The 11,540-nt window shown below is 70.0% G+C and carries 13 protein-coding genes; 6 read left to right on the top strand and 7 right to left on the bottom strand.

Features of this window, described 5'->3' with window-relative positions; translation table 11 throughout:
* Positions 1 to 184: helix-turn-helix domain-containing protein (locus P409_RS14020; protein ID WP_034837515.1), on the bottom strand; the 184-nt coding region annotated here is incomplete at its 3' end.
* A 118-nt stretch (positions 185 to 302) separates the two neighbouring features.
* Between P409_RS14020 and P409_RS14015 the strand changes: the two genes are divergently transcribed.
* From P409_RS14015 to dctA, 3 genes are read left to right on the top strand one after another with little or no spacing between them, the layout of a single operon-like run.
* A complete protein-coding gene (locus P409_RS14015) occupies positions 303 to 1,163 on the top strand; it encodes an amidohydrolase family protein (protein ID WP_034837513.1) in 861 nt (286 codons plus the stop codon).
* Positions 1,156 to 2,055, top strand: a complete 900-nt coding sequence (locus P409_RS14010; protein ID WP_034837511.1) for a hypothetical protein — start codon at positions 1,156 to 1,158, stop codon at positions 2,053 to 2,055. Before P409_RS14015 ends, P409_RS14010 begins: the two co-directional genes overlap by 8 nt.
* A gap of 44 nt (positions 2,056 to 2,099) precedes the next feature.
* Entirely contained in the window at positions 2,100 to 3,413 is a 1,314-nt protein-coding gene (gene dctA, locus P409_RS14005) for a C4-dicarboxylate transporter DctA (RefSeq protein WP_034837510.1), read from the top strand.
* A gap of 211 nt (positions 3,414 to 3,624) precedes the next feature.
* Here the strand turns inward: dctA and P409_RS14000 are convergent, their stop codons facing one another.
* A complete protein-coding gene (locus tag P409_RS14000; RefSeq protein ID WP_034837508.1) occupies positions 3,625 to 4,188 on the bottom strand; it encodes a precorrin-2 dehydrogenase/sirohydrochlorin ferrochelatase family protein in 564 nt (187 codons plus the stop codon).
* The gene (locus tag P409_RS13995; protein ID WP_034837506.1) at positions 4,189 to 5,907 is read right to left on the bottom strand and encodes an NADPH-dependent assimilatory sulfite reductase hemoprotein subunit; all 1,719 of its coding nucleotides are present in this window, start codon (positions 5,905 to 5,907) and stop codon (positions 4,189 to 4,191) included.
* Positions 5,908 to 5,933: 26 nt separating this feature from the next.
* On the opposite strand from P409_RS13995, the gene P409_RS13990 reads away from it, so the two are divergent.
* Genes P409_RS13990 through cysC form a run of 3 tightly spaced genes read left to right on the top strand, consistent with a single transcriptional unit; the run spans position 5,934 to position 9,468 of the window.
* Complete coding sequence (locus P409_RS13990) at positions 5,934 to 6,773, top strand: phosphoadenylyl-sulfate reductase (protein ID WP_274519158.1); 840 nt, start codon at positions 5,934 to 5,936, stop codon at positions 6,771 to 6,773.
* A gap of 3 nt (positions 6,774 to 6,776) precedes the next feature.
* Complete coding sequence (gene cysD, locus P409_RS13985) at positions 6,777 to 7,571, top strand: sulfate adenylyltransferase subunit CysD (RefSeq protein WP_034837504.1); 795 nt, start codon at positions 6,777 to 6,779, stop codon at positions 7,569 to 7,571.
* Position 7,572: 1 nt separating this feature from the next.
* Complete coding sequence (gene cysC / locus P409_RS13980; protein WP_052120596.1) at positions 7,573 to 9,468, top strand: adenylyl-sulfate kinase; 1,896 nt, start codon at positions 7,573 to 7,575, stop codon at positions 9,466 to 9,468.
* A 123-nt stretch (positions 9,469 to 9,591) separates the two neighbouring features.
* Here the strand turns inward: cysC and P409_RS13975 are convergent, their stop codons facing one another.
* Genes P409_RS13975 through trpS form a run of 4 tightly spaced genes read right to left on the bottom strand, consistent with a single transcriptional unit; the run spans position 9,592 to position 11,359 of the window.
* The gene (locus P409_RS13975) at positions 9,592 to 9,873 is read right to left on the bottom strand and encodes a type II toxin-antitoxin system RelE/ParE family toxin (protein ID WP_034837502.1); all 282 of its coding nucleotides are present in this window, start codon (positions 9,871 to 9,873) and stop codon (positions 9,592 to 9,594) included.
* On the bottom strand, positions 9,848 to 10,087 hold the full coding sequence (gene relB, locus P409_RS13970; protein WP_238578685.1) for a type II toxin-antitoxin system RelB family antitoxin: 240 nt from the start codon (positions 10,085 to 10,087) through the stop codon (positions 9,848 to 9,850). The genes P409_RS13975 and relB overlap by 26 nt, the downstream gene beginning before the upstream one ends.
* Positions 10,088 to 10,097: 10 nt before the next feature.
* Positions 10,098 to 10,358, bottom strand: coding sequence for a TfoX/Sxy family protein (locus P409_RS13965; protein ID WP_034837498.1), 261 nt, complete (start codon positions 10,356 to 10,358; stop codon positions 10,098 to 10,100).
* A complete protein-coding gene (gene trpS, locus P409_RS13960; RefSeq protein WP_034837496.1) occupies positions 10,355 to 11,359 on the bottom strand; it encodes a tryptophan--tRNA ligase in 1,005 nt (334 codons plus the stop codon). The genes P409_RS13965 and trpS overlap by 4 nt, the downstream gene beginning before the upstream one ends.
* Positions 11,360 to 11,540 lie beyond the last annotated feature (181 nt).

The following is an 11,540-nucleotide window of genomic DNA, read 5'->3' as shown; positions in this document are numbered from 1 at the left end:
TGGGCTGGCTGCCGCCGGGGCCACGGTCCAGCAGCCGGGCGCCGGCCTCGCTTTCCAGCTTGTGCAGGGCATGGGTCACGGCGGGCTGCGACAGGCCGATCGCCTGCGCCGCCGCCCCGGCCGATCCGGCGCGGATCACGGCGTCGAAGATGGTCAGCCGTCTCAGGGTCGGTTGCGTCGCCATGGTTCTCTGCTTAGCAAGAATTTATGGCCGATGCCGTCCTTTCTATGAAGCGGTCGGCGCCGTCCGGGCCTAGCGTCCGCTCCAGGGGCCGAGAGAGTGCCGTCACGGGAGGACGAGCTTGGACGTCGTCGATAGCCATACCCATGTGATTTCGCCCGATGCGGAGCGGTATCCGCACGCGCCGCTCGGCGGCCACCGCTCCGACTGGTCCAAGGCCCGGCCGGTCGACCATCACGGGCTGGTGGCGGCGATGGACGAGGCCGGCATCGCCCAGGCGGTGGTGGTCCAGGCCTCCACCGTTTATGGCCACGATTCCCGCTATGTTGTGGAGGCGGTGCGGGCCCATCCCGGCCGCTTCGTCGGCGTGTTCTCGCTCGATGCCGTGGCTGGCGACGCGGTCGACCAGATCAAGCGCTGGAGGGATGAGGGGCTGGTCGGCCTCCGCCTCTTCACCACCGGCAGCACCATGCCGGGCCAGGCGGACTGGCTGGGCGACCCGCGCTCCTGGCCGGCCTGGACCTATGCCGAGGCGCACGGCATCCCGGTCTGCCTGCAGATGACGATGGACGGCATCCCGATGCTGCGCGGCCTGCTGCAGCGGTTCCCGCAGGCGAAGGTGCTGCTCGACCACCTGGCCCGGCCGGATCTGGCAGACGGCCCGCCCTATGAGAAGGCCCGCGCCCTGTTCGACCTGGCCGTCTTCCCCGGCGTGCATCTGAAGCTGACCAACCGCACCTTGGCGGCGGCGGGGCAGGGGGCATCGACCGCGACCGCCTTCATCCCGTTGGTGGTCCAGCGCTTCGGTGCCGACCGTGTCCTGTGGGGGTCGAACTTCCCGGCCGCCGAGGGCAGCCTGGCGGCGCTGCTGGGCGAGGCGAAGGCCGGCCTGTCCGTGCTGCCGGAGGCCGAACGGGCGGCGATCCTCGCCGGCTCCGCCCGCCGGCTGTACCCCGCGCTGGGAGACGCCCGACATGGCTGATGCGGTCCGTCTCCAGACGGTGCTCGGCACCTATCCGCACACCGCGGCGCTCAAGTCGGGCGCGCTGCGCAGCGGCGAGGTCGTGCTCGACTTCGTCGAGGTCGCGCCGGTGCACAAGGCCTTCGCGCCGATGGTGCGGCGGGCGGAATACGAGCTCAGCGAGCTCGCCATCGCCACCGCGCTGCAGGCCAAGGCCTATGACCGGCCGATCGTGGTGCTGCCGGCGGTGGTGGCGTCGCGGCTGCAGCGCGGCTGCCTGATCTATCACCGCGGCCACGGCCCGGTGGCGCCGAAGGAGCTGGCCGGCGCCCGGGTCGGCGTGCGCGCCTATACCCAGACCACCGGCCTGTGGGTGCGCGCCCATCTGGCGGAGGATTATGGCCTGGCGGCCGAGGATATCCGCTGGGTCACCAGCGACCCGGCCCATGTCGAGGAATACGTCGACCCGGGCTTCGTCGAGCATTTCGAAGACGAGGGCAGCCTGCCCGACCGGCTGCGGGCGGGCGAGATCCGCGCCGCCATCCTCGGCAACGACCTGCCGGAGGGCGAGGAGTTCGCGCCGGTGATCGCCGACCATGCGGCTGTGGACCGCGCCTGGTACGCCCGGCACGGCTTCATGCCGATCAACCACATGGTCGCGGTCAGCGCGGAGGCGGCGCGCCGGAAGCCGCAGGCGATCCGCGCCGCCTATGCCCTGCTGAAGCGGGCGGCCGCCGAAGCGCCCGCACCGGCCGACGGCATGAGCCGGGCGGCGTTCGGCTGCGAGCGGCTGTGGGACGCGGTCGAGCTGACGCTCGCCACCTGCTTCGACCAGAAGCTGCTGCCGCGGCGGATGAGCGTCGACGAGGTGTTCGCCGGCGCCGAAGAGATCCTGGGAGAGCTCGGCGCCTGAGCCGGGCCCCGAAGCAAAAAAACATGAAGGGGGAGGATCGAGCCATGAGTGAAGCCATCCTGGCGGCCGCGCCGCCGAAGCGGGCGCGCAAGCCGCTATACAGCGACCTGTCGGTGCAGGTGCTGATCGCCCTGCTGCTGGGCATCGGCCTCGGCGTCTGGCAGCCCGATATCGGCGCGCAGCTGAAGCCGCTGGGCGACGCCTTCATCAAGCTGATCCAGATGGTGGTCGGGCCGATCATCTTCTGTACTGTCGTGCATGGCATCGCCAGCATGCGCGACCTCGGCCGGGTCGGCCGCATCGCCTTCAAGGCGATCGTCTATTTCGAGGTGGTCACCACCATCGCCCTGGTGATCGGGCTGGTGGCCGCCAACCTGCTGCAGCCCGGCGCCGGCATGAAGGCCGACCCGGCGCTGTTCACCCAGGTCAGCGGCACCATCCAGGGCTATGAGGCCGAGGCGGCGAAGGCGAACGGCATCGCCGATTTCCTGCTCGGCATCATCCCCTCGGCCGCGGTCGACGGCTTCGCCAAGGGCAATGTGCTGCAGATCCTGTTCTTCTCGGTGCTGTTCGCCTGCGGCCTGGCCGCGGCCGGCGACGCCGGCAAGCCGGTGCTGGACGTGGTCGAGGGCGCGACCAAATCGCTGTTCTGGATCATCCGCATGGTGATGAAGGTCGCGCCGCTCGGGGCCTTCGGCGCCATCGCCTTCTCCGTTGCCAAATTCGGCCTGGGGTCGCTGGTCTCGCTCGGCGCCCTGGTCGGCGAGTTCTACCTGACCTGCCTGGTCTTCGTGCTGCTGGTGCTGCTGCCGGTCAGCCTGTGGGCCCGGTTCAGCCTGTGGCAGCTGATGCGCTACATCCGGGCCGAGCTGCTGCTGGTGCTGGGCACCAGCTCGTCGGAGAGCGTGTTCCCGCAGCTTTCGGCCAAGCTGACCCGGCTGGGGGCGGAGGAATCGGCGGTCGGGCTGGTGCTACCCACCGGCTACGCCTTCAACCATGACGGCACCTGCCTGTACTTCGCGGCGGTCACCGTGTTCCTGGCCCAGGCGACGCAGACGGCTTTGGGCTGGCAGGACCAGCTGGCCCTGCTCGGCGTGCTGCTGCTGACCTCGAAGGGCGGCGCCGGTGTCGCCGGCTCGGCCCTGGCCGTGCTGGCGATGACGCTCGCGGCCACCCAGACCATCCCGGTCGGCAGCATGGCACTGATCCTCGGCATCCATCGGGTGCTGTCGGCAGCCTTCGTCTTCGTCAACATCCTCGGCAACGCCGTGGCGACGCTGGTGGTGGCGAAATGGGAAGGCGCGCTGGACCACAAGCAGCTGACGGCCGAGCTGGCGGCGGGACCCAGCGCGGGCTGAGGTCGGGCGAGAGTCCCTTCGGTACTCTCATCACCGTCATTGCGAGCGCAGCGAAGCAATCCAGGGGCCGATGCGCACCGGCCCCTGGATTGCTTCGTCGGCTTCGCCTCCTCGCAATGACGGCAAGGGGCAGGGCATCGTGAAAAGATCCCGCCAGGCGGGAGAGGCAACACGAGAAGACGTTCCAGACCCTGCCAATCCCTCGGCTGATCTACCGCGGGCTGAGCCAGCCTTCGCCGTCGATCACGGCGTCGACGGCACGGGCGATCTCGTGCGGGGCCTTGCCCTGGGCTCGCAGCTCGGCGCGCAGCAGGCCCAGCCGGGCCAGGCGGGCGCCCCAGTCGCGATGGATCAGCCGCTCGGCGAACAGGCGCAGCCGCCCGGCCAGGCGCGGGCTCTGCCCGCCGGTCGAGATCGCCACCACCAGGTCGCCGCGGCGGACGATCGCCGGCAGGTGGAAGTCGCACAGCGCGGTGCGGTCCTCGACATTCACCAGCAGGCCCAGGCGGCGGGCCAGGATGGCGAGGTCGGCGGACGGCGCCTCGTCCAGGTCCGCCACCAGCAGCAGGCGGTGCGTGCTCAGATCCGCAGCACCGGGCAGGCGCCGCCGCAGCCGGTCGCCGGCGGCCAGCACCAGGTCCGGCGATGGGTCGTCGGCGAAGACGGTGACGGTGAAGCCGCCCTCGTCCAGCTGGGCCAGGCGGCGCACCGCCTTGTCGCCGCGGCCGGCCAGCGCGACCGGCACCACCTCCGGGCACAGCGAGATCGGCAGCATCTAGAGCGCCTTCCCGCCGGGCAGCAGCGTGGCCAGCCGGTCGATGCCCTGGCGGTGGCACCAGTCGCCGAAGCCCTCGCCCTGCTGCCGCTCCTGCGCGAAGGCGCCCAGCAGCGGGTCCAGCGTGTCGGCGATCGCGGCCTCCGGCACCTTCTCGGTCAGCTTGGCGTTCAGCCGCGTGCCCTCGAAATCGCCGCCGACGAACAGGGCGAAGGTGCCGGGGGTGCGGCCGACCAAGCCGATATCGCCGGCATAGGGGCGGGCGCAGCCGTTGGGGCAGCCGGTGATGCGGATGCTGATCCGCTCCTCGATCAGCCCGTGCTTGCGCAGCGTGGCCTCGATCGAATCGACCAGCGGCTCGCGGATGCGCTCGGCCTCCGACAGCGCCAGGCCGCAGGTTGGCAGCGCCGGGCAGGCCAGGGTCCAGCGGCGCACCGCGGTCAGGTCCTCGGCGAAGACCACGCCGTGGCTGCGCAGATGCGCCTCGATCTCGTCCCGCTCGCCCGGCGCGATGTCGGCGATCAGGATATCCTGCTGCGGCGTCAGCACCGCCGGCTTGGCCCAGTTCTCGAACAGGGCGCGCAGCGCGGTGCGCAGCCGCACCTTGGGGCCGTCCTCAATCCGGCCGCTGGCCACCGGCAGGCCCAGCCAGAAGCGGCCGTCGCCCTGCTCGTGCCAGCCGAGATGGTCGGGCACCTTGAACGGCCCGTGCGGCAGCGGGTCGGCCAGCACCCGGCCGAACTGGCGCTCCAGCTCCTTGCGGGTCCAGTCCAGCCCCATGTCGTCCAGCACGTATTTCAGCCGGGCGCGCTTGCGGTCGGCGCGGTTGCCGTGGTCGCGGTACAGGCGGATCACCGCCTCGGCGCCCTGCAGCAGCTCGCCCGGGCCGACCGAGGCGATCGGCGAAGCCATGCGGGCATGGGTGCCGGCCTTGGTGTGGGTCAGCCCCTGGCCGCCGCCGAGATTGAGGTTGTAGCCGACCAGATGGTCGCCCTCGAACACCGAGAGGATGCCGAGATCCTGGGTCAGCAGATCGATCGAGTTGTCCTCGGGCGTGGCCAGGCCGACCTTGAACTTCCGCGGCAGGTAGGTGGCGCCGTACAAGGGCTCATCCACCGATTCGGCCGGGACGACGTTCTCCTCGTCGAGGAACAGCTCGTAGTAGGCCCGGCTCTTCGGCAGGAGGCGCGTCGACAGGAAACGGGCATCCGCCTCCAGCCGTGCATGCACCGCGTCGCGGATCGGCGCCGGGGTGGTCATGACGTTGCGCACCACGTCGCCGCAGGCGGACATGGTGGTCAGCATCGAATGGTTGATGTCGGCGATCGTCGCCTTCAGATTTCCCTTCAGCACGCCGTGAAATTGGATTCCCTGGCGCGTGGTAATCCGCAGCGTCCCGTTGGAGTATCTGTCTGCGATGGCGTCGAGCGCCAGGTACTGCTCGGCCGTCAGCCGCCCGCCCGGGATGCGGGCGCGGACCATGAACTGGTATTCCTTCTCGAGCCCCTGCTTCTTCCGCGCAGTCGCGGTGTCACGGTCGTACTGCTCGTAGCTTCCGTGGAATTTCAGCAGGTTATAGCTCTCCTCGGTGACTGAGGGGCCGGGCGTGAGCAGGTCGGCGGCGATGCCGCCGCGCAGGAAGCGGCTCTGTTCCTTCACGCCTTCGACGGCGGAAAGCTTCGGCGTGGCCGCGGGGGCGGCGGATTGTTCGGCGGACATCGGCGGCGGCGTTCTATCCACAATTGATGGTTGACATTAGTCTTCAGATTCACACACAGTCAATCAGCAAATGCGCTCCATTTTACAGTGAAATTGGAGAATTTGCCGAGCATGAGCACCCGATGTCTGCCTCTGCCGCTGCATCATCGCAGCTCGATCAGGAGCTGATCGCCGCCGAATTCGACGGGCTGGACGGGCATGCGCTGATCGAGAAGGCATTGGCGGATCCGCGGCTCGGACCGGTCGCGCTGGTGTCGTCCTTCGGCACCGAATCGGCGGTGCTGCTGGCCCTGGCGGCCGAGGTCGCGCCGGCCACGCCGGTCATCTTCCTCGACACGCTGCGGCATTTCGGCGAGACTCTGCGCTACCGCGACCGGCTGGTCGCGCAGCTCGGACTTGTGGATGTACGCTCGGTCAGACCCGACCCCGCCGAAATCGCCAAGCGAGACCCCGACCTGCTGCTGTTCCAGCGCGACCCGGACGCGTGCTGCGCCCTGCGCAAGGTCGAGCCGCTGGAGCGGGCCCTTGCCGGCTTCGGCGGCTGGATCACCGGCCGCAAGCGCTTCCAGGCGCTCACCCGCGTGTCATTGCCGGCGATGGAATGGGCGGCCGATGAGGGCCGCTACAAGATCAACCCGCTGGCCGGCTGGTCCCCCGACCGGATCGCCGCGGAATTCGAGGCCCGGGGCCTGCCGCGCCATCCTCTGGAGGCCGACGGCTTCCTATCGATCGGCTGCATGCCCTGTACCGAGCGGGTCGAGCCCGGCGCCGACCCGCGCTCAGGCCGCTGGTCTGGCCAGGCCAAGACCGAATGCGGTATCCACCGCCCCGCCGATCCCGTCCCCTCCCAGGTCACGCTCCTTTAAGACATGACTCATCTCGACGAACTCGAAGCGGAGAGCATCACCATTCTCCGCGAAGCCTTCGCCCGCATCGATCGGCTGGGAATGCTCTGGTCCATCGGCAAGGACTCGACGCTGATCCTGTGGCTGCTGCGCAAGGCGTTCTTCGGCCATGTGCCGTTCCCGCTGATCCAGCTCGACACCCATATGGAGCTGCCGGAGGTCTATGAGTTCCGGGACCGCCTGGTGCGGGAGTGGAACCTGCCGCTGATCGTCGAGGATTGCCCGCCGGAGGAGGAGATGGACCAGACCCTGGCGCCCGGCGGCCGGGCGGCGGCGCGCAAGACCGAGGGGCTGAAATCGGTGATCCAGCGCGAGGGGTTCGAGGGCATCATCGTCGGCATCCGCCGCGACGAGCAGGGCACCCGGGCGAAGGAGCGGGTGTTCAGCCCACGCAGCTTCGAGGGCGCCTGGGATGTGGCCGATCAGCCGGCCGAGTTCTGGGGCCAGTACAAGACCCGGTTCGAGCCCGGCACCCATGTCCGGATCCACCCGATCCTGAAATGGACCGAGATCGACGTCTGGCGCTACACCCAGCGCGAGGGCATCCCGATCGTGCCGCTGTACCTGGCCAGGGACGGGCTGCGCTACCGGTCTCTGGGCGAGAAGAACATCACCCTGCCGGTGGCCAGCGACGCCGACACGATCGAGGCGATCATCGCCGAGCTGGAGACCACCAAGGTCTCCGAGCGGTCCGGCCGGATCATCGACAACGAGACCGAGGACGGCTTCGAGCGCCTCCGCAGCGCGGGATATATGTGACATGGACGGAATCGTCGCCCTGCACCCGGCGCTGGCCGCCGCCCGCACCCTGCGCGTCGTCATCGCCGGCCATGTCGACCACGGCAAGTCGACCCTGATCGGCCGCCTGCTGCACGACACCGGCACGCTTGGCCCCGAGCGCGTCACGGCGGTCGAGGCGATGAGCAAGAAGCGCGGCATGCCGTTCGAATGGTCGTTCCTGATCGACGCGCTGCAGTCGGAGCGCGACCAGGGCATCACCATCGACACGGCCGAGGTGCAGTTCCGCACCGCCCGCCGGCGCTACGTGCTGATCGATGCGCCGGGCCACGCCGAGTTCCTCAAGAACATGGTCTCCGGCGCCGCCGGGGCGGATGCGGCGCTGCTGCTGGTCGATGCCCGCGAGGGCACGCTGGAGCAGTCGCGCCGCCATGCCCTGATCCTGGGCCTGCTCGGCATCACCCAGGTGGTGGTGGCGATCAACAAGATGGACCTGGTGGAATACGACCAGGCCCGCTTCCAGGCGGTGACCGACGAGATCTCGGCCTATCTCAGCAGCGTCGGCATCACCCCCGCGGTGGTGGTGCCGCTGGCCGCCCGGCACGGCGAGAACATCGCCAGCCGCTCCAAGCTGATGCCCTGGCATGACGGGCCGTCGCTGGTCGAGGCCCTGGACGGGCTGGAGGCGGCGCCGGCGCCGACCGAGCAGCCGCTGCGCCTGCCGGTGCAGGATGTCTACAAATTCGACGACCGGCGCATCGTCGCCGGGCGGATCGAGAGCGGCGGGCTTGCGGTCGGCCAGACCCTGCGCTTCGCCCCCTCCGGCAAGATCGCCCGCATCGCCACGATCGAAAGCTGGCCGGCGGCGGAGATCACCTCGGCCAAGGCGGGCCAGGCGGTCGGGCTGACGCTCGACCCGCCGGTCTTCGTTGAGCGCGGCCAGGTCGCGACCCTGGTCGAGCAGGCGCCGGCCACGGCGACCCGGCTGAAGCTGCGCCTGTTCTGGCTGGCGCGCGAGCCGCTGCGGCCCGGCGCCCGGCTGACCCTGCGCCTGGCCACGGCCGAGCACACGGTGACGGTGGAGCGCATCGCCCATGTGGTCGAGGTGCACACGCTGGAGACCCGGACGGCGGAGCTGGTGCGGCGCAACGAGACGGCGGAGATCGAGGTGGTGGGCCGCACCGCCATCGCCTTCGACCGCCATGCCGAGCTGCCGGGCACCGGCCGCGGCGTGCTGGTCGACGGCTACGACATCGTGGGCGGCGTCACCATCCTCGACGCCACGGGCGACAGCCGCCTGCTGTTCCCGACCGAGCGGCGGGTCGATGCCGCGGCCCGGCGCGTGGCCAACGGCCATGGCGGCGGCGTGGTCTGGCTGACCGGCCTGTCCGGCTCCGGCAAGTCGACCCTGGCGACGGCGCTGGAATCCCGCCTGTTCGCCCGCGGCTGGCAGTCGACCGTGCTGGACGGCGATTCGCTGCGCACCGGCCTCGGCCGCGACCTCGGCTTTTCGACCGAGGACCGGGCCGAGAATGTCCGCCGCGCGGCCGAGGTGGCGCGGTTGTTCGCCGAGGCGGGGCTGATCGCGATCGTGGCCCTGATCTCACCGGAACGCTGGCACCGCGCCTTGGCCGGCGACGTGATCGGCGACGGCTTCCGCGAGGTGTTCGTGAAGGCGGATCTCGCGATCTGCGAGCAGCGCGACCCCAAGGGGCTTTACGCCAAGGCGCGGCGCGGCGAGATCCAGGGCTTCACCGGGGTCTCCGCGCCCTATGAGGCGCCGGAGACGCCGGACCTGACGATCGACACCGGCACCATGCCGCTCGACGCGGCGATCGACCTCTTGGAGTCCTTTACCATCACCGGCTTCGCCGGCTCCGCCAAGCGGGTGGGCGAGGACGCGGATCCGTCGATCTGAGGTCGAGGCTGACCTTCCCATTCTGTCATGCCCGGGGTTGACCCGGACATCCAGAGGCTGTCGACATCTCCTGGATTGCCGGGTCAAGCCCGGCAATGACAGGTGGCGGGGTGACGTCCGGCCTCAGCCCGGCGGATAGGCTTGGCGGGCGTGAAGGACACCCAGGATATCGATGACGGACGAGCCGACCCGATAGACGATGATGTAGTTCGGGTGGGCCACCGCCTCACGCGTTCCCGCGACGCGGCCCGGTCGATACAGATAGGGATGTTCCGACAGCCTTTCGGCCGTCTCGGCGGCGATGGCCAGCAATCGGTCTGCGGCGACAGGATTGCGTTCAGCGATATAGCCGAGGATCTGCTCGAGATCCGTGAGGGCCTCAGCGCTCCAGCTTACGGGCAGCATGGGCACGGCGCTTCTCGTCGATCAGCGCGCGCAGGCGTGCCATTGCCTCGTCATGGGGAACGGAAGGCTGCGTGCTGGCCAGCGCCGCTTCCACTTTGGCGCGGAACCAGCGGTCATAGGCCTCGGCCTCTTCGACCGTGGCGAACTCCGACTCGATCGGGGACAGGACGCGGCTCATGTCCTCAATATAGGAGCTTTCCGGCACGGTGACCACCGGCCGGCCCTCACTCCACCCCGGCGTCCTTGCGCAATAGGGCGCGCAGGTCCTGGGGCAGGGCGGCCCAGTGCTGGTTGGTCAGGGCGCCGTGCAGGGCGTAGAGCGCGTTGACCGTGATCAGCTCCGGCTGCGCCGCCTTCAGGCGCTGCCAGGCTTCCACCGGGCCGATGGCGCGCAGCTCCGCCTCGCTGGTGATGCCGACGGCGGCCAGCCACTCCGCGGTCTTGGGCCCGAGATTGGGCAGGGCCGAGATCGGACGCTCCCTCACGGCCGCAGCAGCCCCATGATGTCCTGGGTCTCGGCCAGCACCGGCGCCGCGATCGCCGCGGCCTTCTCGCCGCCCCGGCGCAGCACCGCATCGACATGGCCGGGGTCGGCCATCAGCCGGCGCATCTCGCCGCCGATCGGCGCCAGCACCGCCACCGCCACGTCGGTCAGCGCGCCCTTGAAGGTGGAGAACGGCGCGCCGCCGAACTCGGCCAGCACCGTATCGATGTCCTTGCCGGTCAGGGCGCCATAGATGTTGACCAGGTTCTCGGCCTCGGGCCGGCCGGCTAGGCCCGCCGCCTCGGTCGGCAGCGGCTCCGGGTCGGTCTTGGCCCGGCGGAACTTCAGCGCGATGGTGTCGGCGTCGTCGGTCATGTTGATGCGGCTGTAGTCGGACTCATCCGACTTGCTCATCTTCTTCGACCCGTCGCGCAGGCTCATCACCCGGGTGGCGGAGCCCAGGATCTGCGGCTCCGGCAGCGGGAAGAAGTCGACGCCGTAGCGCTGGTTGAAGGATTGGGCGATGTCGCGGGTCAGCTCCAGATGCTGCTTCTGGTCCTCGCCGACCGGCACGTGGGTGCCCTTGTAGAGCAGGATGTCCGCCGCCATCAGCACGGGATAGGCCAGCAGGCCGTGCATCGCCGTGTCCTGCTGCTTGCCGGCCTTGTCCTTGAACTGGGTCATGCGCCGCAGCCAGCCCAGCGGGGTGACGCAGGAGAACAGCCAGGCCAGCTCGCTGTGGCCGGGCACCTGGCTCTGCGCGAACAGGATGCTGCGCTCCGGGTCGATGCCGACGGCCAGCAGGGTCGCGGTCAGCTCGCGGATATGGGCCCGCAGCTCGCCCGGCACCTGCGGCACGGTCAGCGCGTGCAGGTCGACGACGCAGTAGATGGTCTCGAACTCCGCCCCGTCCTGCAGCGCCACCCAGTTCCGCACCGCGCCGAGATAGTTGCCGAGATGCATGTTGTGGGTGGGCTGGATGCCCGAGAAGATGCGCTTCATGTCCGCCGGTGCCGCAGAGGGGTGGGGAAGGCTGGGTTATGGCCGGCCCGGTGCGGGCGGGTCAACCCGGGAGATGCTTGCGGCGGCGGAACCGGGCCAGCTCGCCGCGATCGACCGCCCCCAGCAGCAGGCAGAGGGCGGCGTAGAGCGCGGCGCCGCCGACGATCAGCACCGCCAGGGC

The sequence above is a fragment of the Inquilinus limosus MP06 genome, assembly GCF_000767795.1.
GTDB lineage: Bacteria > Pseudomonadota > Alphaproteobacteria > DSM-16000 > Inquilinaceae > Inquilinus > Inquilinus limosus_E.
The sequence above is the reverse complement of the archived record's forward strand: the minus strand, read 5'-3'. Positions and strand labels throughout refer to the sequence as shown.

Excerpts from the sequence above, each read along its gene's own strand:
- trpS (WP_034837496.1), bottom strand. The coding sequence starts at position 11,359 with ATGAAGCGCATCTTCTCGGGCATCCAGCCCACCCACAACATGCATCTC.
- P409_RS13975 (WP_034837502.1), bottom strand. The coding sequence starts at position 9,873 with ATGCTGCCCGTAAGCTGGAGCGCTGAGGCCCTCACGGATCTCGAGCAG.
- P409_RS13990 (WP_274519158.1), top strand. The coding sequence starts at position 5,934 with ATGGTTGACATTAGTCTTCAGATTCACACACAGTCAATCAGCAAATGC.
- P409_RS14000 (WP_034837508.1), bottom strand. The coding sequence starts at position 4,188 with ATGCTGCCGATCTCGCTGTGCCCGGAGGTGGTGCCGGTCGCGCTGGCC.
- P409_RS14010 (WP_034837511.1), top strand. The coding sequence starts at position 1,156 with ATGGCTGATGCGGTCCGTCTCCAGACGGTGCTCGGCACCTATCCGCAC.
- cysD (WP_034837504.1), top strand. The coding sequence starts at position 6,777 with ATGACTCATCTCGACGAACTCGAAGCGGAGAGCATCACCATTCTCCGC.
- dctA (WP_034837510.1), top strand. The coding sequence starts at position 2,100 with ATGAGTGAAGCCATCCTGGCGGCCGCGCCGCCGAAGCGGGCGCGCAAG.
- P409_RS13995 (WP_034837506.1), bottom strand. The coding sequence starts at position 5,907 with ATGTCCGCCGAACAATCCGCCGCCCCCGCGGCCACGCCGAAGCTTTCC.
- cysC (WP_052120596.1), top strand. The coding sequence starts at position 7,573 with ATGGACGGAATCGTCGCCCTGCACCCGGCGCTGGCCGCCGCCCGCACC.